Origin of the sequence: Vibrio sp. Isolate34 (assembly GCF_022397915.1) — a bacterium.
In the GTDB taxonomy this organism is placed as follows: Bacteria; Pseudomonadota; Gammaproteobacteria; order Enterobacterales; family Vibrionaceae; genus Vibrio.
Window position 1 is genome coordinate 496,613 of sequence record NZ_JAKEUO010000001.1, and the last position, 24,963, is coordinate 521,575.

Genomic DNA, 24,963 nt, shown 5'->3' on the forward strand with positions numbered 1-24,963 from the left:
TTTATAAACCACTCACTTCGAAATATTCATCATCTTCATTCACGATCTTGTAGCGTTTGTCGTTTTTCAGAATAAACAGAGTATTCTTTTCGTTCGCTACCGTGATGATCTGCTCTATTACTTCATCCAACAAAAGCACCGCATTTTTGTCATGCTTATTCGGACGGTACCCTTGGTTAATTTTTTCCAACAACTCGAGTAAATTAATGCTAATAGGCATAGGTAGAAGCGAATGATCGTCGACTCGAATATGAGCGTTAAATGAGCCTATCTTGCTCACCGCTTGTGTTTTAATCGATGAAAAATCAGGCTTCACTTCAAGTTCAGCCGCCGTTTTAAAGCCGTTGTATTCAGAGACAAAGAATTGGTCTTTATCGAGTGATGGCGAATTGCGGTTACAGTAACGATGCACAGCTGAAATGAGAGTGTCTTTATAGAACTTATTCAGCTCTTTCTTCTGCTTTCCTGAACCATCAAACTCGCGGTGAAGCAGCCAGATGTTTGCGTACTGATCAACCAAAGAGTTATCAAAGTCTGCTTTCAGCTCATTAATGTAATCATTCGCAAATTGCGCTTCGTCTTTCAACAGATAAACCATGCGTAGGTATGAAGCGGCAGTGAGCACATCAAATACACCCAGTGCTTTCACCTGATCTTTAAGTTGTGTAAAGCCTCCATCTTCAATCCCCAGGCCAAATTGAAGAACGAATTCGTCGATTTTACGAGTGTGAATATTGCTTGGGTCAAAGCTTTGAATATGCTCCAAAAGCTCGTTATCTGAACCAGAGAAGAGATTGTCGAATAGGTAGTCATCACCCGCTAAGATCTGGTACACAAAGTCCAGTAGCGCTCGCGCCGTTAGGAACTGATCTTTGATTAAACGAGCTTTCAGAAGTAAAGAAATAATATTCTTCTGCACGGATTCTAGCCCTAACAACGCATAGTTTGCCGTGAGCTTGCTGTGACCTAGCTTTTGGACTTCACTGTCATACAGCGCGTAAAACGGGTTATCTAGCGTTGGCTCTGTTAATCGAGCTAGAAACTTAGCTGCAAAGTCAGAGGTACTAACCTCATGGCCCAGAGTAAATTTCGGGTATTGCTCGAAATCTAAGAAAATATGGTTCGTTGGAATATCGTCCGTTTTGTTTTCCAAGAACGCTTTTATCGAACCTTTAATATCGTCGTGTTGTTCAGCACCTTCCTCAGCATAGTTGCCTAACATTCCGATATTAATGCCAACAACAAGTGGCTTATCATTTCCTTTGAACTGTGAGAATCGCTCATCCAACGCATTAATTGCGGTTTGATTTGGATTAAAGCTGTGTGTCGCATCAAGATGAAATTCATGTGTCGCTTTATGCTTCTGGCTGTATTGGGTCAGGATCTCAGACTTACCGTCACCACTACTGCCACACAAAAAAATGATGTCACTTTTCTTAGAAGACAAAAGCGACTTTTTAAAGTCCACTTCGATGTCTGTAGTGATATACACATGGCTCTTATAGTCGGCCAGAAGGTCTTGATTTTGCTCTCTTTCTGTACTTACCGCATAGGGCGATGATTTAGAAAGTATGCTGAGGGCTTTTTCTAAGTTCAAAGGAATCTCTTCAAAATTGGATTAAACGGACTTTTTTTGTGGAGATAAATAGTATCAAACACGGAAAAGTAACGGTACTCATAACCATAAAAATAGTGGAAATATTCACTCCACCATATGCAACATATCCATACTACTCTTTTTACAACTAACATTACGCCTAGTATTAGAAAAGTATGAAATAAGCGACATTGTTTTACGTAACACTATGCAATAAGACCAGGCGAAGCTGTACTATACCCATGTCAAAATTGTACGTATATTCTGTACACATCAACATGTATCATTTTCAGGCATTAGATAATTGTTATGACAATTAAGTGGGATCAGCTGCTGCGCTTTAAATTAATCGAAGTCGTTGCTTTGTGGGAAGGTCGCGTAACAACCAACCATCTATGTAATTCTTTCAACATAAAACGACAGCAAGCTTCTAGAGATATAAAGGCCTATCAAGAGCAGTTTCAATCACCGCCACTCGTGCACGATCGTAGTATAAAAGGATATCGACTTACTGATCACTTTGCGCCAAAGTTTACGAAAGGCACCCCAAACGAATACTTGTCGCTGCTGCACAAGTACAACAATGACCACGTAGATGGCTTCGACTTGAAAGATCTTGGCTTTGCTGACTCTATTGTCCTCTCAGTACCTGACAGACATATAGCTCCAATAATTGTTCGTCGACTTCTGCAAGCAACACGAGAAAGGCGCAAAGTTGATATTGAGTATGTTTCAATGGATAACCCTGAGGGGCGAAGTCGAAACATCATTCCACACACCATTGTATTTGATGGGTTCCGTTGGCATGTACGAGCATATTGTGAAGAAAGAGCAATGTTCTTAGATTTCGTGTTAAGCCGATTTAGAGGGGAGCCTGAACTGCTCAATGAGTCAGATATTAACATCGAAAACGATGAAGATTGGACAACAGAAGAAACAATTGAAATCATTCCAAATCCACATTTATCACCTGCACAGCAACACATTGTGAAAGTCGATTATGGAATGCATGATTCTCCACTCACAATAAGTTGCCGACGAGCACTGATTAAGTACTTGCTCAAACGCTTAGATGTTTGCGTGGATAACAAGAAACTCTCTTCGACTCCCAAGAAATATCAGCTAGCACTAGCGAACTCTGCAAACATCAAGCGCTGGCTTCTATAGTTGTAAAACTTGAAGTAGCCAGTTCTCATCTACAAGCTCAACCGCAATAAAACATGATGGTTCAAAATTGACAGTTAACACATACACTTACATAGACATCCCATTCAATCTGCGCCACACCTGTTGGTTTTGTGGTGAGCCTTCTAATCACACGGTTGAGTTTCCTAAAACCGCTTCGCTTTTTGCCAAGGTTGGTCATGCGCCGATATCACTGCCAGCGTGTAAAGAGTGCGCGAGTGTGAAATATGCAAAAGACCTGACTTCGATTTGGGCAGTGCGTGACCAGATAAAGCACGCGCTCATTGATAAGTATGCCAAGCACCTAGGTATTGGTGAGAACTGGACTGAGCAAGAGCTGATAGACAGTGAATTTACGGGCTCGACACTTGGCGGCTTTGGGCGCAGCGCTTGGAAGATGTATCAAATCGCCAAACAGCGAGTCGAGTATCAAGGCTGGCCTTTGTCGGTTGATAACACCGCTATTGAGGCCTATGACGAAACCAGTGGCTTTGAATTTGAAGGCACTCGTTATGCTTCAATCCATTCTTGTATCGACTATTTCACCAAGGCTGCAGGCGTAGACAAAGAACTGCTGTCGGAGCTGGTTAATATTGTTTCATCAGAGAGGTTTAGCTACGCACTGAGAATTGCGAAGCTGAATAAGAATGTCTCTAGTACCAAGCGCTTGGCGATCATCGACGAGGTGCTGCAGCAAGAGTCTGAACAACAAGAGATTTTGCTAGAGCAGGCTAATGCGATGTTTAACCCAGATATAGAAGAAGTCTCGGTTGCAGGTTCAACAGCTCCGGTGTTTGCGATTCAATGGGCAATCGCAAACAAGGTAGAAGATTTAGCTCACCTATGTACGCTTGAAGATGACTATTTTGACTATTTTGAACACCTTGGCGGCCCTGCAGCTTTCATGTCTTATAATGGCCTTCAACTCTATTTAGAGGCGCGCCAAGATCCTGAATGGGTAGCAAAAGCCGACCCAAATAAACAGTATTGGTTATCATGAGCCATTACTGGTGAACACGTGTAAGCTCGTTCTGCACGTCTAATACCTATTGTTAGTCATTGTTTTATATAAAGATCTAAAAAAAGGCCTCTAGCACAGTTAATTGTTGCAATTCGGTTAAATAGAGTGAAAACTTCAACTATCTAAAACTATTTAATCGCTGCATCCTTGCAGTGAATAAGGAGTGAATTGTGCTTGCTGTTCTTCGTATTATTTTGGCGACAGTGTTTATTATTTTCACCACTTTATGTGCTTTTGTTTACTGCTTGTTTAGCCCCAAGAACCCTAAGCATGTGTACGTTTTCTGTCGTTGGTTCAATCAACTACAAAAGATAGTTGGTGTAAAACTGGTTCAGCGCGGCCTAGAGAACGCGCCAACACCAGAAAAAAGCGTGTATATATCTAACCACCAAAGCATATTGGACTTTGTTACCGACCCTGGAATGCTAAGACCACGCACCGTTTCTTTAGGAAAGCGCGATTTGTTGGTGGTGCCGTTTTTTGGGCTTCTGTATTGGATCACGGGGAACATTTTGATCAACCGTGAAGACAAGTCGAAAGCGCGCGATACCATTAAACAAGTGGCAGAAGCGATTCATCAACGAGATCTGTCTGTGTGGGTTTACCCTGAAGGAACACGCAGTAAAGGCCGCGGACTATTGCCGTTCAAAACGGGCGCTTTCCGAATGGCAATTGAGGCGGGTGTGCCTATCACCCCTATGTGCACGAGCACCACTCACAACAAAATCGACTTTAACCGATTAAACAACGGCATTGTGATCACCGAGATGCTTGAACCTATTGACGTGTCCGGATACAAACTGAGTGACGCAAGAGAACTGGCGAATCACTGCCATGCGCTAATGGCTGAGAAGATTGCAGAGCTTGATGCCGAAGTCGCTAGATTGGAATCACAACAAAAACCAGAGCTTGATTCAGACCGTTCTTCTACGAGCTAACTCGCAGCGAAAACATTGAGTTATCGCTCAGTTACTTAAAAAGATACTCAACGATCGCAACTCTCATTGTTCTTGTTTTACTTGCTGGCGCTTACCCGCAAAATAAAAACAGGCGTTAACGGCTTTATAGAGCAATGGGAGTAAACGATGGAAGTGATTCACCATGGCGGCAAACATACTGTCACAGGATCTTGTCACGAATTAAGAGATTCAGGCCAAGCGATGCTCATCGATTGTGGCTTGTTTCAAGGTTTAGATCTTCAAGGTAAAAAGCTTCAAGGAGAAGACACTCGCCCTCTCGATATTGAATTTGAAACATCCCACCTCAACGCTCTGCTGCTGACTCATACTCACATTGATCATATTGGCCGATTACCTTGGTTACTCGCCAGTGGGTTTAACCAACCGATTTATTGCACGCAAGCCACCGCTGAACTCGCCCCTTTAATGATTGAGGATGGCTTAAAGCTGCAAGGACTCAGTAATAAACAGTCGAAGCTTATACTCAAAAAGATTCATTCATTAATTGCTCCCAAGCCTTACGGGGAATGGTTTCCTATCACGTCTAAGCAGCAAAACAACGGAAAGGATCATTATAGGCCAAATACTTTGCATACCCGCTTTCAACCCGCTGGGCACATCTTAGGTTCTGCCTATATCGAGATTAAATTACCCAACCAAGAGGTGGTAGTCTTCTCTGGCGATTTGGGCCCAAGTAACACACCACTACTGCCCGATCCTAAGCCACCACAACAAGCCGACTATCTGTTTATCGAATCCACTTATGGCACCAGTACACATGATGATATTGCGACACGAGCAGAGCGCCTCAAAAGCATCATAGATCGTTCGCTACTTGATGGGGGTGTCATCCTAATTCCGGCCTTCAGTATCGGTCGAACACAAGAGTTGCTATTTGATATCGAACACCTGATCTTTGAGCATCAGCTCAGCGCCGATATTCCTATCATTCTCGATTCTCCGATGGCAGAGAAAGTGACACGTTCCTATCGACGCTTTAAAGAACTCTGGGGACAAGAAGCAAAGCAACGGCTAGAACTGAAACGTCACCCGCTTGCATTTGAGCAGTGTATTACTGTTGATGGGCATAGAATGCACAAGAAAATCGTTAATCGCCTTAAGTCGACAGGTGAACCCGCGATTGTGGTCGCAGCTTCTGGAATGTGTCAGGGCGGCAGGATCATGAACTACTTATCCGCCTTGCTTCCCGATAAACGAACTGATGTAATTTTAGCTGGCTATCAAGCGCACGGAACGCTCGGACGAGAGCTGCAACAAGGCGAAATGCAGGTTTCTATTGATAACAAAGACGTTGAGGTTAATGCTCAAATTCATGGCATGTCTCGCTATTCTGCTCATGCTGATAAAGAGGATCTCTACCGATTTATAGAGGGTATCGCGACTCCACCGAAAGAGGTGCATTTGATTCACGGCGAGCCAAATACTCAGTCGGAGTTCGCTCAAGAATTACAAGAGCGAGGGTTCGTAGTTGTTTGAAACAGTCATCAAACTAACAACTTTCACTAAGTAATTCTTAAAGCCGCAATTATCGAATCTTCAAAAAACACAGTTTCTTGTATCTGCTAGATCACACGATGCAGGTGATAGATTCCAATCTACTTATCCCACAACTCCTATATCAGCCGTTTATGCTAGCGGCTTTATATGCTAGCGGCTTTAACCGCTGCTCTTTATTAATTTCGTATTTTATTCGCATCTCAAATCCCCCTTTTTGTATTAATCACTATTTATTCACTTTGCAAAACACCAGAAAACAAAACCAGTTGCATATCAGATTAAATAGGACGATCATCAAATTAGCACTAAGCATTAACAAACCCTCTCTATAACTTGCTTTATGTCACAGTAATCCTAATGCGCAGTTAAATAATTTAACACTTGAGTTACAAGTGAAGTATTGTGTTGTTCGAAAAACAATCATAAGCAAAACTAACAGGGAAAATACTCATGCAGTCATTCGTTGATTTTTTGAATGGAATAATCTGGAGCCCAGTACTTATCTACCTATGTTTAGGTGCAGGTTTGTTCTACTCCATCATGACTCGATTTGTTCAAATCCGTCACTTCTTTGAAATGTGGCGCTTGCTACTATCGGGTAAAAGCTCATCAAAAGGCATCTCGTCTTTCCAAGCTCTAGCCGTTTCGCTATCTGGCCGTGTAGGTACGGGTAACATTGCTGGGGTTGCTGCCGCTATCGGTTTCGGTGGCCCAGGTGCAGTATTCTGGATGTGGGTTGTAGCCTTCTTTGGCGCCGCAACTGCTTACGCAGAATCTACGCTAGCGCAAATCTACAAAGAAGAAGACGAAGGCCAGTTCCGTGGTGGTCCGGCTTACTACATCGAAAAAGCAATGGGGCAGAAGTGGTACGCATGGATCTTCGCAATCGCGACTATTTTTGCTTGTGGTATTTTACTTCCAGGCGTTCAGTCAAACAGTATCGGTAACGCTGTAGAAGCTGCATTTGGCTCAGGTGATATGATTGAAACAGCTGTCGGTACATTCAGTTTCGCTAAAATTTTCACCGGTACTGTTGTTGCTATCATCCTTGCTTTCATCATCTTTGGTGGTGTTAAACGTATTGCGAACTTCACACAAATCGTTGTTCCTTTCATGGCATTGGCGTACATCATCATCGCGTTCGTTATCATTCTGCTAAACATCAGCCAAGTGCCAACTGTTTTCGCAATGATTGTGGGGGATGCATTCACACCTATGGCAGGCTTCGGTGCTGCAATTGGTTGGGGTGTTAAGCGTGGTGTTTACTCAAACGAAGCGGGTCAAGGTACAGGTCCTCACGCGGCAGCAGCTGCAAGTGTTGATCACCCAGCTCAGCAAGGTTTGGTACAAGCGTTTTCTATCTACATCGATACTCTTCTAGTATGTTCTGCTACAGCGTTCATGATCATCATCACTGGTGCTTACAACGTTCACGGCGGCGCAGAAGGTGTGTTCCTTGTTCAGAACTTAGCAGCAAACGTTGGTGCGAATGGTCCTGTATTTACACAGCTTGCTATTGAAAGTGCACTACCAGGCATTGGTAAGCCATTCATCGCATTTGCTCTGTTCTTCTTCGCATTTACAACGATTCTTGCTTACTACTACATCGCAGAAACGAATATTGCTTACCTACGTCGTACCATCAAGATCCCTGGCATGATGTTCGTACTTAAGCTTGTTCTTATCACTGCCGTTTTCTATGGCACAGTGAAAACAGCGAACCTTGCATGGGCAATGGGTGATGTTGGTGTTGGCTTGATGGCATGGTTAAACATCGTGGGTATTCTGATCATCTTCTTCATGTCTAAGCCTGCGCTTAAAGCTCTAGCTGACTACGAAGAACAGCAGAAACAAGGCGTAACTGAGTACACGTTCAACCCTGTAAAACTAGGCATTAAAGGTGCTACTTACTGGGAAGAGAAGTACAAACGTAAAACAGGCAAGTCTCCTGAAACAGAAGCTGCAGACACTAAACCTGTAGAGCAACCTTCAGCTTAAGCTTGTGCCTTAACAAATGGATTGCTTTAGCAAATAGCTCGCTTTAACTCGCGCTATTAATAACGCATAAAAAAGGGGTTAGCCATTTCGGCTAACCCCTTTTGTTTTATTCATAACCAATAAACGGCTTATAACAAACTAACTGTTCCCGAGTTAGAGTATTAAGCAGCGATTTCTTGTGTTGCCAGTTGAGGTGCTTTCTTCTCACCGATAGGCAGAACTGTGCGGCCGTATTCGTTGTTGATTACTTGTGCCATTGCAAAGTAGATAGCTGAAGCGCCACAGAAGATACCTTCAAAACCAGCGATAGTGCCGATCAGTTCGCTACCAGTGAAATCACGAGCGGCTAGCAGGAAGAACAAGATAGTTAGTGAACCGAATACTACTTGCTTCGCTACTGGGTAGCATAGAGAACCGATGAACATGAAGCCAGTGAAGATGCCCCATAGAAGTAGGTACCAACCCATGAATGCCGCAGGGCTTGCTGGTAGCCCCATGTAAGGCATTACAATCAAACCAACCAAAGACAACCAGAATAGGCCGTAAGAAGTAAACGCAGTTGTACCGAACGTGTCACCACGTTTGAAACACATAGTGCCCACGATAACTTGGCTCAAACCACCGTAAAAAATACCCATCGCAAGGATCATTGAATCCATTGGGAAGAAACCTGCGTTGTGGATATTAAGAAGAATAGTGGTCATACCGAAACCCATTAAGCCTAGTGGCGCTGGGTTAGCTAGTTTGGTCGACATTGCGAATTTACCTTATTAAAGTGGTTAATTAAAAAAAATCGATAAAATTTGTAAGAAAATTTTAATTGATAAATTGCTTTTGGGATAATCCAGTTATCGAAAACTAAGGTTGTTGAAATGATCATATGGAAAATTAGTTTCATAAAAAGCTGTATTGATTCATAGAAACTATCAATGAGCAGATTCCCTATCGCGCTATAAAAAAGATGCGAGCGAAAAGAGTCTGTAGATTCGAGTAAGCGGGACAAGAGGAGCAGGTCTCGATTGAAGTTTGTGAGATGCGAAGTATGAAATGCAGAACAGTAGAGAGCTTTTCGTTACTCACATCCCGTATCTATTCACTCACCCGTCATTCCAGAATCGAGGGACGAGGTATCTGGAATCTCATCCCTCATTTTTCATCTTAAATTACGCTTGTTGTGGTTTAGATTCAGAGACTTGAGATTGCACTTTTGAAGAAGCGTTTTTACTCGCATCACGCTTGGCTAGCAGTGTTACAACAACCAACTGAGCGACAAGCGCACCTAACACGACTAACGAGCTGCCAGTAAAACCAGCCACTACAAAGCTCACTAGAGCAATAGAACCGTTCATTAATGCGTAAGGCAGTTGTGTCTTAAAGTGCTCAAACTGATCACAACCTGCCCCTGTCGAAGAGAGAATAGTAGTTTCAGAGAGCGGTGAGCAGTGATCACCAAACAAGCCGCCAGAAAGTACAGCGCCAATCGCTACCAGAAGCGGCGCATCAATCGCGATCGCGGTTGGAATAACTAATGGCATCATTATCGCGAAGGTTCCCCATGAAGAGCCCGTTGCGAATGAGATAATAGCCGACAGCAAGAAGGCTACCGCAGGCACTAACCAGTAAGGGAAACCGCTCTGCGCTTGTTCTGCAATATAAGCCGCCGCACCTAACTCTTTACCAATAGTGCTTAATGCCCAAGCCAGTACCAAGATAATCGCGACGGGCATCATGTTGCCCATGCCTTTTAGGTATACAGAAACACCATCCGAAAGCTTTCTTACGCCGTAGTAAGCCATCAACGAGATCAAGGTAATCGCAGCAAAGAAGTAAGCCGAAGATAATGCTGCTCTGAATGAAGAACCTGCAACCTTTTGGAATGGGAAACCTTGTGGAACTAACATGGCACACAATACCACCAGCATCACTAACAACGGAGCCCAAACAAAAGAGGCCTTTGCATTTTTATGCGAGAAAGGATTAAGTGATTCGCTGTTCATGCCAGTGTTGATTCCCGCTTGGCAATCACGCTCGGCTTTTGCCATCGGTCCAAAGTCTAAGCCTTTAAATGAAACCAAAGGAACGATAAAAATCGCGAGGAATGCGTAGAACTGAAAAGGAATAGCACCGATGAAGGCATCCCAGTCAGACATGTTGACATTCAAAGCCGTGAACTCTTTTTGAATCAGGCTCATGATGTAAACGCCCCAGCCAATAAAAGGAATAAGGATCGCAACTGGCGATGACGTAGAATCGATGATGAATGCTAGCTTCTGTCTAGAAAGTTTCAGTTTATCGAAAAGGGGACGAAAAACAGGGCCAACGATTAAAGGGGTGCCTAAGTCAGAGAAAAATATAACGATTCCACCAAACCATGCCGAGATTTGAGCTTGGCATTTATTGCTTACCCATTGGGTAACACGCTTGGCAAACGCAACACCACCGCCCGATTTCTCCATCAAGGCAACAAAGCCTCCGATGAACACCAACAGCATAATCACGCCAGCGTTGTAGCTATCAGTCAATTGAGGGACTAGGTAACCTTTAACCATGGTACCAAACGTATCAAGCGGATTGAGTTCGCTAAACATGCCAGTCAGCATCGCAACGCCACTTAACACGCCAGCAAAAAGGCCTATCACCACATTCCTTGTCGCCAACGACAACACCAAAGTAATCACAATGGGGATGAGTGACGTGATATCTGTCTGTTCCATAGGTACACCTTAACCCTAAAAATAAAGAATAAATATAATTTAAATTTGAATATAAATTCACAATCACAATTTGTACAGGACTTTATTCTCTAACTGGATAATTAGTCTTTCAATGCGCTTTAACATAGACCAATCGCCCTTCCTAGGTAGCCAAGTTCGAAACAAAAAAAAGCCGAAAGTAGAAACTTTCGGCTTTTGATAATTTATATCGCTACAGCGTAATACTGAACTCGTCGTTTAAACCGCGGTTCCGATATTCAGACTATCAATTACAAGTGATTTCATCCCAGAACCAATTCGACTGAACAGGGCTCTCCCAAACGCCCGGACCATTTTTAGCCACGAAACACTTACCGTTATGTGTCACTTTGTCACCGTTACTTACTTGGCTAACGCCCGCTTGCCATGTGATAAACACCGATGGGGCAACAACGACAGGTGGCTCAGTTACTGGTGGCTCAACTGGTGTTGGGTCCACCGGAGCAGGATCGATAGGTGCAGGATCAACAGGAGCAGGGTCAGTCACTACGGGTGGTGTTGGCTCACCTGCCACTAATTTCCAAGGGCCACCATTGGTAGGGTCATCCCCTTGAGTCCACCATTTCGCTTCGTAAGTCGCACCATTGTGAGTCACTTGATCGCCAGCGTTGTAAACCTTAGTCGCACTCCAACCATTGCCACCAGGATCGGTTCCTGGGTCTACCGGATCAAGCTTATCGACTACCTTTACTTCAGGCCAACTCGCATGAGAGCCATAGAAGTTGGTCACACACTTCTCGTAATCTCCAGCAACCAAGGCCGAGTATGCAGTTTGGAAACCAACAAGCTCACATTCAAACGAGTAGCCTTCTGGACGGTCTGCGTAGTATTTCCAGTTACCATCCCAGTTGGTGTATAGAACATCTGTTGCGCCATTAAGGTTCAAGCTTCCATAAGGCGTTTGTTGCCAACAAGTATTCGCTTCATCCGCTTCTATAGGAATTTCATAATGCGCCGCTAGCCCTTCCCAATAACGAATGCGGTTAACTGGCTGGCCTTTGTCTTTATTCTGTTCACCACACTCAATACCACCGTTGATCACGTTGATGGTAGTACCAAAGCCATAACCAATCCCCGCATCCAATTCTCGTTGAGATGGCGTCCATGTACGGTCGATAACATGCAGCATGGCAGGTTTAGGCGCTTGCGGTGTTAAGAAAAACCAGATAGCTGAAGCTAAGTTCAACCATGAATCAGCCACTAAACCCGGATTATTCAATAGCACTGTCGCATCGCCAGCAAACATCACCTCAGAGAAGGCACCGTAGTTAAAGTGGTAAGAAAGCTGTTTAGCACCACGACCGAAGTAGCCCTGCCCTGCGGCACATGGCCAGCGAGCATTTTGCCAATCGTTCTGACCACAACCAGTGGTGTAGCCTTCTTGACCTTCAGACCACCCCATTTCACGAACATGCACCAGCGCTTGCTGCCACTCTTCGAGAGCTAATGGGTTATCAGAGGTGTTATCTATTGCGATGTGACCGCCCGTCTCTTGAGAGAAGTGAGCAAAAGCGGTGATGATGGATTTCTTACAGATGGCATCAGAATCACGGCCATCAGTGTACTCTCCACAGAACGCAGGGAATTTACCAATCGCACGTAAGAAACGAGTGTAAGTGTATTCTGGTGCCGCCATCTGAGTAAGGAAATCCCATTCAGACTGAGGGAATACACGCTCAACCCGTTTTACATTTTCAGGATTGGTAGGTGAACCGGGCTCAATCGCTTCAACAATGGTGTTCGAACGAGTTTGTAGGGCCTGTGACCAGATCGCATACATAGGATCCGAGGTTTTTGCTTGTTCAGCGGCTTGTAATGCCGACTTTTCAACAAGGTAACCATTCGGGTTTTGCGGATCAGGTTGAATGTTCAAAGACGCATGACTTTGTGCTGCCAAGGTGCAGCCCAGTACAGTCGCCAAATATTTGATTTTTAACATGATGGATTCTCTTATCTGTCCTTAATAAGTCCATCAAAGAGTATGTGGCACGTGGGAAATAGCCTAGCTGTTGCGGTATGAATTTATAAAAAGTGCGAGTGATAGTTTTATGTAGAGTTAAACGTAGCAACACGTCTCATACTTTCTTGAGCTGATATCTAGTTTCCAACTGATTTGGTGTTTAGTTGTCAGCTATAAGCTTTTAATACCCTGAGTCAGAAAGAAAAAGGCCCCGAACAGAGTTCGAGGCTTTTAAGATTTTAATCAACCTTGGTCAAATCTCTAAGAGATTATTCCCACTCGATAGTTGCTGGTGGCTTACCAGAAATATCGTAAACAACACGTGAAATGCCGTTAACTTCGTTGATAATACGGTTAGATACCTTACCTAGGAAGTCGTATGGTAGGTGTGCCCAGTGAGCAGTCATGAAGTCGATAGTTTCTACAGCGCGTAGAGATACAACCCAATCGTACTTACGGCCATCGCCCATTACGCCAACTGAGCGTACTGGTAGGAATACCGTGAATGCTTGAGATACTTTGTGGTAAAGGTCAGCTGCGTGAAGCTCTTCAATGAAGATAGCATCTGCGCGACGCAGTAGATCACAGTACTCTTTCTTGATTTCGCCAAGAACACGAACACCTAGACCTGGACCTGGGAATGGGTGGCGGTAAAGCATGTTGTATGGAAGACCAAGCTCTAGACCTATCTTACGTACTTCATCTTTAAACAGCTCACGTAGAGGCTCAACAAGACCCATTTCCATATCATCAGGAAGGCCACCAACGTTGTGGTGAGATTTGATTACGTGTGCTTTACCTGTCTTAGATGCTGCAGACTCGATTACGTCTGGGTAGATAGTACCCTGAGCAAGCCATTTAGCATTAGACAGCTTCTTAGACTCTTCATCGAAGATATCTACGAATACGTGACCGATGATCTTACGCTTAGCTTCTGGTTCAGCTTCGCCTTCCAGAGCTTTAAGGAAACGATCTTCTGCATCTACTTTGATGATATTTAGGCCGAACTTGTTGCCGAACATCTCCATAACCTGCTCTGCTTCGTTTAAACGAAGAAGGCCGTTATCAACAAATACACATGTTAGTTTGTCGCCGATAGCGCGGTGAGCAAGCATCGCAACGACAGATGAATCAACACCACCAGAAAGACCAAGGATAACTTCGTCGTCACCTACTTGTTCTTTAATACGTGCAACTGCATCTTCAATGATTGAAGCTGAAGTCCACAGACCTTCACAACCACATACGTTAAGAACGAAGTTCTCAAGCATTTTCAGGCCGTTTTTAGTGTGTGTTACTTCTGGGTGGAATTGAACACCGAAGTACTTCTTCTCTTCGTTTGCCATTGCAGCGTATGGGCAAGTGTCTGTTTCAGCGATCTTTGTGAAATCAGCTGGAATCTCAACTACTTTGTCGCCGTGGCTCATCCAAACATCTTGAGTAGACTCAAGGTCAGCGAAAAGTGCAGATTCACCAGTCACTTGTACAGCAGCGTAGCCGAACTCGCGCTCAGTAGACGTTGCTACTTTACCGCCAAGTTGCTCAGCCATAGTTTGCATGCCGTAGCAGATACCGAATACAGGAACACCTGAGTCAAATACGTACTGAGGTGCACGTGGAGAGTTCTCTTCCGTTACACTTTCAGGGCCACCAGATAGGATGATACCGTCTGGATTGAATTCACGAATATCCGCTTCTTCTACGTCCCAGCTCCAAAGTTCACAGTAAACACCGATCTCACGAATACGACGAGCTACTAGCTGTGTGTATTGAGAACCGAAGTCCAGAATTAGAATACGTTGGTCATGAATATTTTTAGTCATTGTAAGCAGTCTTATTGGCTATGTGATAAAACGGAGGCGAGTTTACTCACCTCTGATTAACTCTTCAAGAAATAAAGCAAACGTTTTCGCTGGTTATCTGTAGGGCGATATTTTGTGAGAATCACTCTCTAAACAAAACAGGCCTCAAATAAAATAATGTGCCGACTAAATCAGCACATTATTCAAACGTTTGGACGTATCATTAACCTAAACGGTAGTTAGGTGCTTCTTTCGTGATCTGAACATCGTGTACGTGAGATTCTTTCATGCCCGCACCAGAGATACGAACAAACTCAGCTTTAGTACGCATGTCTTCAACAGTTGCAGAACCCGTTAGGCCCATGCTTGAGCGTAGACCGCCCATCTGTTGGTGAACGATCTCTTTTAGACGACCTTTGTATGCGATACGACCTTCAATACCTTCTGGAACAAGCTTGTCTGCAGCGTTGTCAGATTGGAAGTAACGGTCAGAAGAACCTTGAGACATAGCGCCAAGAGAACCCATACCACGGTAAGACTTGTAAGAACGACCGTTGTAAAGGATAACTTCACCCGGTGCTTCTTCAGTACCAGCGAACATTGAACCAACCATCACACAAGATGCGCCAGCAACGATAGCTTTACAGATATCGCCAGAGAAGCGGATGCCGCCATCTGCGATTACTGGAATACCGTACTCGTTTGCAACTTCAGCTGCGTCTGCGATTGCTGTTACTTGAGGAACACCAACACCAGTAACGATACGAGTCGTACAGATTGAACCAGGGCCGATACCAACTTTAACTGCACTAACACCGGCTTCGATAAGAGCACGAGCGCCAGCGCCAGTTGCTACGTTACCACCGATGATTTGTAGATCAGGGTATGCAGCGCGAGTTTCGCGGATACGGTTAAGTACGCCTTCAGAGTGACCGTGTGAAGAGTCGATAAGTAGAACGTCTACGCCAGCTTCAACTAGAGCAGCAACGCGCTCTTCGTTACCAGCACCAGCACCAACAGCTGCACCTACACGTAGGCTGCCGCGCTCATCTTTACAAGCGTTTGGTTTACGTTCTGCTTTGTGGAAATCTTTTGCAGTGATCATTCCAGTCAGTTGGAAGTCATCATTTACAACAAGAACTTTTTCAACACGCGCTTCGTGCATTTTCTCTTGAACTTCTTCACGAGTTGCACCTTCTTTAACAGAAGCAAGGCGAGCTTTAGGCGTCATTACCACATCAACTTTCTTAGAAAGGTCAGTAACAAAGCGAACGTCACGGCCAGTAATGATACCAACCAATTCGTTTGTTTCAGTAACAACAGGGAAACCGGCGAAGCCGTGTTTTTGAGTAAGGGCTACAACATCAGCGATTGTCGCGTCAGGGCTTACAGTTACGGGGTGAGAAACCACACCAGCTTCGTAAATTTTAACCTGGCGAACCATTTCAGCTTGCTGCTCGATTGACATATTCTTATGAATAAAGCCAATACCACCTTCTTGCGCAAGGGCAATTGCTAGGCGTGCTTCCGTAACAGTATCCATCGATGCAGAGATCATTGGGATGTTTAAAGAAATGTTTTTCGTTAACTGAGTGCGAAGATCAGCTGTGTTCGGAAGAACGGTTGAGTGTGCTGGGACGAGTAAAACGTCATCAAAAGTTAAAGCTTCTTTTGCGATTCGTAGCATTTGCAATATCTCACAACAAAGGTGTTAAAAGGAGTAAACCCAACTTTATCGTTTCGCATAATAAAGTGATTTGGATTTGATATTGCAGACGGATTATACGCACAGCGAAATCGCTTGGCTACACATTTTTGTATTTTTAATTTGCATTTACCCCCTTGCTATGTATTATATTGCCGCTATCTTCCATACTCACGCCCTGTGAGATTCCAAGAAAGACCTTCCTTCAAGGAAAGATAGTGCTTCTATGACTAATCCAAACATCTTTACTGTTTCTCGCCTCAACTCAGAGGTTCGTCTCCTATTAGAAAACGAAATGGGAATAGTGTGGCTCGTTGGTGAAATCTCAAACTTCTCAGCACCTGTCTCTGGTCACTGGTACCTCACGCTTAAAGACTCTCGCGCTCAAGTTAAGTGCGCCATGTTTCGTGGCAATAACCGACGTGTGACCTTTAAGCCTCAGAACGGCAATCAAGTTTTAGTCAAAGCTCGCCTGTCTCTTTACGAGCCACGCGGTGACTATCAACTGATCATCGAAAGCATGCTGCCCGAGGGTGACGGTAAACTTCAGCAAGAGTTTGAAAAGCTGAAGATGAACCTAGCCGCAGAGGGACTGTTTACTCAATCGAGTAAGCAAGCTCTTCCTGAACACCCAAAACGCGTTGGCGTTATCACCTCTAAAAGCGGTGCAGCGCTGTTTGATATTCTTGATGTCTTGAAAAGACGCGATCCTTCACTGCCAGTGGTGGTTTACCCAACCATGGTTCAGGGCGAAGAGGCCGCTATTCAGATTGCACAAGCGATTGGACGAGCTAACGAACGCAATGAATGTGATGTGTTGATCGTGGGTCGTGGCGGCGGTTCGTTAGAAGACCTATGGTGCTTCAATAACGAGATTGTTGCTCGCACAATCGCAGCAAGCCAAATCCCGATTATCAGTGCAGTTGGCCACGAAGTTGATGTCACTATCGCCGATTTCGTCGCAGATATGCGCGCTCCAACACCATCAGCAGCCGCAGAATTGGTTAGCCGTGATAACAGTCATAAAGAACAAGCTTTCGCGTCTAAACGTGCTCGCTTAGTCAGTGCGATTCGTCATGTGTTAATCAAACAAGCGCAATCAACTCAAACGTTGAAATACCGCTTAGAGAAACAACACCCTAGCTACCAACTGCAAAAGCAGAGTCAGCAGCTTGATGACCTAGATATGCGTTTGCGTCGTGGTATGACTCAATACCTAAAGCAGCATGCACAGCGTGTTGAACGTAAACAGCACCAGCTTCAATTGAACTCGCCAGTGAAGCGCCTTGGCGAGCAGAAACTGCATCTGCAACGTTCAGAGCAAAAGCTATTGGATGCGATGGATAAGACGTTACTAACGACTCGCCACCAGCTCGCTATGGCTGCAGAGAAGTTAGAAACAGTGAGCCCGCTGGCTACTCTAAAACGTGGCTACAGCATTACTCATTCTGCATCGAGCAATACCGTATCATCAATTAATGATGTCGAAGTCGGTGAAGTGATCACCACTCAGGTGGAAGATGGCGTGATTGAATCGCAAGTGACCCAGAAAACAGCAAAAGCGTAAGCAGCTAATCTGCACTCAATTAGAAAGCCCTATCAGATTTGATAGGGCTTTTGCTTATGGGGGGAATAATCAGGAGCTGCGAGTGACTAGCTTGTCTTCTCTGGCTCTTTAAGAGTGAGCATACCTTCGGTCACGATAAAGTTGATGATGGTGTCTAAACCTTTGCTCTCTTTGAGGTTGGTAAACACAAACGGCTTGGTTGGACGCATACGTTGCGTGTCTTGCTCCATCACTTCTAGAGACGCACCGACATACGGCGCTAAATCAATTTTGTTAATCACCAACAGATCAGATCGTGTAATACCCGGCCCACCTTTACGTGGGATCTTCTCCCCTTCCGCTACATCGATAACATAGATAGTCAGGTCGGCTAATTCAGGGCTAAACGTCGCACTCAGGTTGTCGCCACCACTCTCTACAAACACCACATCAAGGTTCTTATGCAGCTTAGCTAGCTCTTCGACTGCTGCGAGGTTCATCGACGCATCTTCACGAATCGCGGTATGTGGGCAACCGCCTGTTTCTACACCGATAATGCGGTCAGGTTCGAGAGCTTCAGCTCGTGTCAGTATCTTTGCATCTTCTTGGGTGTAAATGTCGTTGGTTACTACGGCAATGTTGAGCTTGTCGCGAATCGCCTTACACAGCACTTCCAACAGTGCAGTTTTACCAGACCCAACTGGGCCGCCAATACCAATTCGAAGGGGTTGCTTATAACTTTCCATGATCTACTTCCTTATATTCTTTTCTTGCTACCTCGTTAGCGCTGATCGCTACGAACGAAATAGCCGTGTGTATTGTGTTTCGTGCAGTGAACTCGCTAATGCCATCGAAGGCGAAAAGCTACCTATCATCCAATCTTCAATTGTGCGTGCTTTCTCAATCACCTCGGGAAAGGTATTAGTGATATTAATCAGCGCCAACTGCCCATCGGTTTGGCCTAAAGGCACCAGTTTGACGCCTGCCGTAACGATATTTTCAAGCCAGCTCCATAAGTAACCTTGCTTGAGGCTTTCTAAATCAATGTCCCAATGTTGAGCTGCGATACACATTCCTAATAGCTGGTTTGGGTGGCTATCAATCGACTCCACTTCCGAAATATCGATATCTAATCGCTTTAGCAAGGTGTTTAACGCCAGCCCGCGCTGCTTCTCTTCTGCTCGTAATTCACTGGTTTCACGGCTTGAGTACAAGTAGTTACACCAATGCTCAATTTCATCGAGTTCACCTTTTTCTAGAGCATGATAAAGACGTTCTAAGATAGGTAATTCCAAGGTCGCGACACTGGAACTGACGATGGTATTAAGCCACTGTTCCATGCTATCGCGATTGGTCACCCACCCTGCCTCAACCGCCAACTCAAGACCTTGCGAATAAGTGAAACCACCAATCGGCAACGACGGACTGATTAATTGAAACAGACGATAAATGGCGACATTTTCTGTTGTGCTCATACTCTGCTCTCTGTCTTCTAAAATCGAAAAGTTCGAGAGCTTACGCGCCTAACAGTAATAGTGCGCTCGCTGAAGCGACACCAACAGACAGCCATTTAGAGTAAACTGCGCGACCAACAAACGTACCGATAACCATTAATGCCAAAGCAGTGAGGCTCATACCTATTGCAAATTGAGTTAGGTTGCTCGCAGCTTCAACGCCGTGTGCGTAACCATGGAAAAACAACATCGCAATGGAAGCGACTAATACGCTGTTTACACGCTTGGTTGATGGTGAGAATACGTGCCATAGACATAGGCTGACGACGAACAGAGAAGCGATGATTGCTGGTTCAACAATCACAGAGAAACCTAAGGCTTGGCCTGCGATAAGCCCAACGACCAATGAAGCCAATCCACCGCCAATCAAAGCGGCTTTTATCTTGGTTGAAAACGACAGTGCGCCAATTAACAAGCCGAAAGCGATCAACATGATCAGGTGATCCATACCTGTCACAGGGTGAGTTAAGCCAGACATAAATGAGTGAGACTCATGAACCGAATGCGAACCATGTCCTGGGTGAGCCAAAGCCATCGTTGATGTTGTTAGAGAAGCCAGTGTGAAAGTGCTTAAGCCTGCTGCTGTTTTAAAGTTCATCGCGTAATCCTTGCTTTATTGTTATTAATATCGTTGTTTTATCTATCATTAGATGAGTCTCAAATGACTCGATTAGTGATGGTGGTGATGACCACCAGAGCGACCACCATAGGCGCCACCTTCAGGTTCAAAGGGTTGCTTTTCTGTGGTCACTGTCGCACCCAAACCTTCAACCATTTCGTCCAAAACATGGTCGTGTTGATAACGCACCCAACCCGCTTCTACTTGCAGTGGTACATGTCGATTACCAAGGTGGTAAGCAACACGAGTTAATAGGTGCGAGTCTTCACAGTAAACGGTCGACACGGTTTCCGGCGCCGCTTTTACTTCAACCGTTAAACCACACTCACTAGTTAATTGCTCTCCGCCACGCAAGATATGACCGCGTGGTAGAAACAATCCAGCATTGCGCCCGTCATCGAGCATCACCTTAAGGCGACTTTTAATGCGGCTATCGATAGGCAGGCTTAAATAGCCGTCCGGTGCATTTTGTATTTGAGTATTCAGTTGAGTAAGTTCAATCATGCTATTACCTCAATCTCCTTGTGAGATTTATAACGTTCAAAATAAGAGCCCTCAGCCAAGAGCTAAAATACGAGCTTCAGGCAAAGACTTAAAATAAGAGCCTTCAGCCGAGCTATTAAAATAGAAAATATCTTTGAGCCATTGGCAGCTCTTCAGCAGGCTCACACGTCAGCAGTTCACCATCAGCGCGCACTTGATACGTCTGAGAATCGACTTCGATCTTCGGCATCCAATCGTTAAGCTTCATGTCGGCTTTGCTGATGTTTCGGCAGTTGCTGACTACGCCAATCAAACTCTGCAAACCCAACTGCTTATCGATGTTCTGTGCCTTGGCTTCCTTGGAAACAAACAGCATCGATGTGTTCTGACATGCCTTGCCATAGCTACCAAACATAGAGCGATAGTGAACAGGCTGAGGTGTTGGGATTGAAGCGTTAGGATCACCCATGGGTGCCATCGCGATCATGCCACCTTTCAAAATCACACTTGGTTTCACACCAAAGAAGGCTGGTTTCCACAACACGAGATCCGCGAGTTTTCCTGCTTCGATAGAGCCGATCTCATGTGCCATGCCGTGCGTGATCGCAGGGTTAATAGTGTACTTAGCGACATAACGTCTTAAGCGGAAGTTATCGCTGTAGTCGGAATCTTCTTTTAGGCTGCCACGCTGCACTTTCATCTTGTGTGCAGTTTGCCAAGTACGGGTTACGACCTCGCCTACGCGACCCATTGCCTGTGAATCCGAAGCGATCATCGAGAATGCACCTAAGTCATGAAGAATATCTTCTGCAGCAATGGTTTCACGGCGAATACGCGATTCAGCGAACGCGACATCTTCAGCAATCGAAGGTGATAAATGGTGACACACCATCAGCATATCCAAATGCTCATCGACCGTATTGACGGTATAAGGTCGTGTCGGATTGGTAGAAGAAGGCAGAACATTCGGCTCACCTGCTGCGCGAATAATATCGGGAGCATGACCACCACCCGCACCTTCCGTGTGGTACGTATGGATTACGCGATCACCGATGGCGCTAAGGGTCGATTCAACAAAACCCGATTCATTTAGCGTATCGGTGTGAATCGCTACTTGTACGTCCATTTCATCGGCAACACTCAAGCAGGTATCAATTGAAGCGGGTGTGGTTCCCCAGTCTTCATGCAACTTCAAACCCACAGCACCTGCTGCCACTTGCTCACGCAATGCTTCCGGTTGGCTAGCGTTGCCTTTCCCGAGTAAACCAAAGTTCATTGGGAATTGATCGAGTGATTCCAACATACGGTGCATGTTCCACGGACCCGGTGTACATGTCGTCGCGTTAGTACCGGTATTCGGCCCCGTACCACCGCCTATCATAGTCGTAACACCCGACGCCAACGCTTCTTCTATCTGTTGCGGACAGATGAAGTGAATATGTGAGTCGATGCCACCCGCGGTGAGGATCGAACCCTCACCGGCTAAAATTTCCGTACCCGGACCAATCACAATATCGACGCCAGGTTGAACATCTGGGTTTCCTGCTTTGCCTAATGCTTGAACTCGGCCGTCTTTGATTGCGACATCGGCTTTTACAATGCCCCAGTAGTCCAACACAATCGCGTTAGTGATCACCAAGTCTGGCGTTTCGGCACTTGGACGCTGGCTTTGACCTTGCCCATCGCGAATCACTTTACCGCCGCCGAACTTCACTTCGTCGCCGTATACGGTGTAATCCTTTTCAACTTCTAGCCATAAATCGGTATCAGCAAGACGCACTCGGTCTCCGATTGTTGGCCCAAACATTTCGGCGTAAGCCTGTTTGGATATCTTCGCCATGATCAATCCTTTGTTGTTTTCATTGTTTCCGTGAGAGCGCTTAGAGCTTGCCCATCACTTTCCCTTGGAAGCCGTAGATCTCTAACTTACCGGCATAACGCACCAACTCGACGCTGCGCGACTGACCCGGTTCAAAACGGGTGGCGGTGCCTGCTGGGATATTGAGTCGAAAACCTTTAGTGGCTTCTCGGTCAAAGATCAGCGAAGGGTTTGCTTCGTAGAAGTGGTAATGAGAGCCAATTTGCACGGGACGATCGCCAATGTTCTGTACCTTTACGGACGTCGTATCTCGACCTTCATTAAGAGTGATGTCACCGGGAGCGGTTTCTACTTTTCCGGGAACTAAGCCTGAATATTGTTTGGTGGAGCCAGCCATATTTCTTCTCCCTACACGATAGGTTCATGAACGGTCACCAACTTGGTGCCATCAGGAAAAGTGGCTTCGACTTGTACATCTGGGATCATGGAAGGGATCCCCTCCATAACGTCATCGACAGTAAGCAGTGTGCGTCCAAAATCCATCAATTCCGAAACGGTTTTACCCTCACGGGCCCCCTCAAGAATGGCACTGCTGATCAGCGCAATAGATTCTGGGTAATTGAGTTTTAAGCCTTTTTGTTTGCGCTGCTGTGCCAGCATTCCTGCGCAGAAGATAAGGAGCTTATCTTTTTCTCTTGGTGTTAATTCCATTTAGCCGCCCGCTGTTAGTGTTGTTTTCTTATTGCTCAGAAACGCATGAGCAGTAAGTGGGATTCAATCACAGCAAGCTTGAAAAAATGTACCGAGGGCCGGAAGTCGCCCTCGGTACAAATAGGGCTAATCGCTAAGTCGCCCAAATCCTTGGTAAATCAGGAGTCGTACCACATAAATGAGAGCGAGTTGCTTGCCATATCTGACCAAAGGCCTGGAGGATGTCTTCACTCCAATAACCCAAGGCTCGCACCACAATCAATCCTTCTATCTGCGTCGCACCCAATATTAATGTGGGTTCACTCGACGTTTTTGATGTAACTGATTGCTGTGAAGCTTGCTGTGTAATAGATAAGAGCAAGCTCTGTACCAACTCTAAATCTTGCTTCTCATTTGAGGTGAGATAAAAGGTTCCCATCATTGAAAAATCAAGTAACCCCATATTTATCATCAACTTATCGCCACCATGAAAATTAAAACCTTCAGTCAGAAGCCTTTGATTATCAAGGTAGATTTCCGTCTTCCCAACAAGGTGACCACGCTCAAATCCCTCATTCTGTGCAGGCCGCCCAAAACAGTGCATCTCCCAACCCCAAAACTGTGCACCCTTTTCAAGGCGAATTTCAGTGTCTAAACGAACGTGTGCATTGGGGAAAAAGATGTTCTCTTGTGGCATCCATTCCAAGCGCGCACCTTTCTTCACTCGAAGGGTTTGCTTCTGCTTGGCGTACTTGTTGTTAGAACGATAGAACTTGGTCGCTCCGGGGGTGGTGATCAACGTATGAGCACCACTTTCTACGGTTACCTCAATATTGAGAGTGTCACCACCCACCACTCCGCCGGGGGGATGGAGTAAGTAGGTGTGACATGTTTCCCCATCAGGATACAGGGGGCGTTGCACCGCAAGCGGACCAGACTGCTGACGATTCTTTAATACGGTTTTGTCACCGCGGTCGATAAAAGTGAGATTTAGGCTTGCTTGCCAACCATCTCGAATATCTTGTTCGATAGTCTCATTCAGAGACAAGGCTTCAACTAAAGAAGCGCTCCTTACTTCATTCGGAGAAAAGAGAGAATTCATACGGTTAGGTACTCCTTAATCAAGGACTCATCGAGCCCTGTCATTTCACCTTCAGCCACCTGACGGCCACGGTCGAGAATACAGAAACGGTCACCGACCTTGCGAGCAAACGGCAGCTTCTGTTCCACAAGCAAAACCGTAAGTCCCATCTTCTCGTTGAGCATGCGAATGATGTCGCCAATCTCTTGCACAATATTGGGTTGAATCCCTTCCGTCGGCTCATCCAAGATCAATAGCTTTGGATTAACCACCAGCGCACGACCAATCGCAAGCTGTTGCTGCTGACCACCTGATAAGTCACCACCACGGCGATGCAGCATCTCTTTCAAGACAGGGAAGATATCGAAGATGAATTCGGGGATCTTACGATCGCCCTTCTCACGAATCGGTAGGCCAACCTCTAGGTTTTCTTGAACGGTGAGCATTGGGAATATCTGACGACCTTGCGGTACATAACCGATCCCTTGGCGAGAACGATCCTCGGCATCGGTTTTCAGTAACGACTCGCCCGATAAAGAGATGTCACCACTTTCAACCTTCACCAACCCCATAATGCATTGCAGCAAGGTGGTTTTACCGACACCGTTGCGCCCCATTAACACCGTACATTTACCCTCTGGGATCTGCATATCCAAATCCCATAAGGTGTGGCTCTCACCGTAATATTGATTAACTGATTTAACCTCTAACAT

At 45.4% G+C, this 24,963-nt stretch carries 21 protein-coding genes; 6 read left to right on the top strand and 15 right to left on the bottom strand.

The annotated features are described in order from the left end of the window. Position 1: 1 nt before the first annotated feature. A complete protein-coding gene (dptF, locus tag L1D22_RS02300; RefSeq protein ID WP_239828568.1) occupies positions 2-1,597 on the bottom strand; it encodes a DNA phosphorothioation-dependent restriction protein DptF in 1,596 nt (531 codons plus the stop codon). A 309-nt stretch (positions 1,598-1,906) separates the two neighbouring features. Between dptF and L1D22_RS02305 the strand changes: the two genes are divergently transcribed. The 5 genes from L1D22_RS02305 (at position 1,907) to L1D22_RS02325 (ending at position 8,278) form a co-directional block, all read left to right on the top strand. Continuing rightward, a complete protein-coding gene (locus L1D22_RS02305) occupies positions 1,907-2,764 on the top strand; it encodes a WYL domain-containing protein (protein WP_239828569.1) in 858 nt (285 codons plus the stop codon). Between the two features lie 67 nt (positions 2,765-2,831). Then, entirely contained in the window at positions 2,832-3,782 is a 951-nt protein-coding gene (locus L1D22_RS02310; RefSeq protein ID WP_239828570.1) for a hypothetical protein, read from the top strand. Between the two features lie 191 nt (positions 3,783-3,973). After that, positions 3,974-4,741, top strand: coding sequence for a 1-acylglycerol-3-phosphate O-acyltransferase (locus tag L1D22_RS02315; protein ID WP_239828571.1), 768 nt, complete (start codon positions 3,974-3,976; stop codon positions 4,739-4,741). A 147-nt stretch (positions 4,742-4,888) separates the two neighbouring features. Next, positions 4,889-6,259 carry an MBL fold metallo-hydrolase gene (locus tag L1D22_RS02320; RefSeq protein ID WP_239828572.1) on the top strand — a complete coding sequence of 457 codons (1,371 nt, stop codon included), beginning with the start codon at positions 4,889-4,891 and terminating at the stop codon, positions 6,257-6,259. Positions 6,260-6,730: 471 nt separating this feature from the next. Beyond that, positions 6,731-8,278 (top strand): alanine/glycine:cation symporter family protein, encoded by a 1,548-nt coding sequence (locus tag L1D22_RS02325; protein ID WP_048658817.1) that lies wholly within the window; start codon positions 6,731-6,733, stop codon positions 8,276-8,278. Between the two features lie 161 nt (positions 8,279-8,439). Here L1D22_RS02325 and L1D22_RS02330 read toward each other — a convergent pair whose 3' ends face one another. From L1D22_RS02330 to guaB, 5 genes are all read right to left on the bottom strand, one after another. Continuing rightward, positions 8,440-9,033 carry a GPR1/FUN34/YaaH family transporter gene (locus tag L1D22_RS02330; RefSeq protein ID WP_055318873.1) on the bottom strand — a complete coding sequence of 198 codons (594 nt, stop codon included), beginning with the start codon at positions 9,031-9,033 and terminating at the stop codon, positions 8,440-8,442. 408 nt (positions 9,034-9,441) lie between these two features. Beyond that, the gene (locus L1D22_RS02335) at positions 9,442-10,992 is read right to left on the bottom strand and encodes a Na+/H+ antiporter NhaC family protein (protein WP_239828573.1); all 1,551 of its coding nucleotides are present in this window, start codon (positions 10,990-10,992) and stop codon (positions 9,442-9,444) included. Positions 10,993-11,257: 265 nt separating this feature from the next. Beyond that, positions 11,258-12,970, bottom strand: a complete 1,713-nt coding sequence (locus L1D22_RS02340; protein ID WP_239828574.1) for a chitinase — start codon at positions 12,968-12,970, stop codon at positions 11,258-11,260. 290 nt (positions 12,971-13,260) lie between these two features. After that, a complete protein-coding gene (gene guaA, locus L1D22_RS02345; RefSeq protein ID WP_239828575.1) occupies positions 13,261-14,814 on the bottom strand; it encodes a glutamine-hydrolyzing GMP synthase in 1,554 nt (517 codons plus the stop codon). Positions 14,815-15,016: 202 nt separating this feature from the next. Continuing rightward, entirely contained in the window at positions 15,017-16,480 is a 1,464-nt protein-coding gene (gene guaB / locus L1D22_RS02350; protein WP_017062496.1) for an IMP dehydrogenase, read from the bottom strand. A 244-nt stretch (positions 16,481-16,724) separates the two neighbouring features. On the opposite strand from guaB, the gene xseA reads away from it, so the two are divergent. After that, positions 16,725-18,065, top strand: a complete 1,341-nt coding sequence (gene xseA / locus L1D22_RS02355) for an exodeoxyribonuclease VII large subunit (protein ID WP_239828576.1) — start codon at positions 16,725-16,727, stop codon at positions 18,063-18,065. An 86-nt stretch (positions 18,066-18,151) separates the two neighbouring features. Here the strand turns inward: xseA and ureG are convergent, their stop codons facing one another. From ureG to urtE, 9 genes are all read right to left on the bottom strand, one after another. Beyond that, positions 18,152-18,790, bottom strand: coding sequence for an urease accessory protein UreG (ureG, locus tag L1D22_RS02360; RefSeq protein WP_152468218.1), 639 nt, complete (start codon positions 18,788-18,790; stop codon positions 18,152-18,154). A gap of 48 nt (positions 18,791-18,838) precedes the next feature. Beyond that, on the bottom strand, positions 18,839-19,519 hold the full coding sequence (locus L1D22_RS02365) for an urease accessory UreF family protein (RefSeq protein WP_239828577.1): 681 nt from the start codon (positions 19,517-19,519) through the stop codon (positions 18,839-18,841). Between the two features lie 40 nt (positions 19,520-19,559). Next, positions 19,560-20,156, bottom strand: a complete 597-nt coding sequence (locus tag L1D22_RS02370) for a HupE/UreJ family protein (protein ID WP_239828578.1) — start codon at positions 20,154-20,156, stop codon at positions 19,560-19,562. A gap of 72 nt (positions 20,157-20,228) precedes the next feature. Then, positions 20,229-20,681, bottom strand: coding sequence for an urease accessory protein UreE (ureE, locus tag L1D22_RS02375; protein WP_048669212.1), 453 nt, complete (start codon positions 20,679-20,681; stop codon positions 20,229-20,231). 115 nt (positions 20,682-20,796) lie between these two features. Then, positions 20,797-22,500 (bottom strand): urease subunit alpha, encoded by a 1,704-nt coding sequence (ureC, locus tag L1D22_RS02380; RefSeq protein ID WP_239828579.1) that lies wholly within the window; start codon positions 22,498-22,500, stop codon positions 20,797-20,799. A 40-nt stretch (positions 22,501-22,540) separates the two neighbouring features. After that, positions 22,541-22,876, bottom strand: a complete 336-nt coding sequence (locus L1D22_RS02385) for an urease subunit beta (protein WP_017069302.1) — start codon at positions 22,874-22,876, stop codon at positions 22,541-22,543. Between the two features lie 11 nt (positions 22,877-22,887). Further along, positions 22,888-23,190 carry an urease subunit gamma gene (ureA, locus tag L1D22_RS02390; protein WP_004735119.1) on the bottom strand — a complete coding sequence of 101 codons (303 nt, stop codon included), beginning with the start codon at positions 23,188-23,190 and terminating at the stop codon, positions 22,888-22,890. Between the two features lie 133 nt (positions 23,191-23,323). Continuing rightward, complete coding sequence (locus L1D22_RS02395; protein ID WP_239828580.1) at positions 23,324-24,271, bottom strand: urease accessory protein UreD; 948 nt, start codon at positions 24,269-24,271, stop codon at positions 23,324-23,326. Further along, positions 24,268-24,963 (bottom strand): urea ABC transporter ATP-binding subunit UrtE, encoded by a 696-nt coding sequence (urtE, locus tag L1D22_RS02400; protein WP_017629849.1) that lies wholly within the window; start codon positions 24,961-24,963, stop codon positions 24,268-24,270. The genes L1D22_RS02395 and urtE overlap by 4 nt, the downstream gene beginning before the upstream one ends.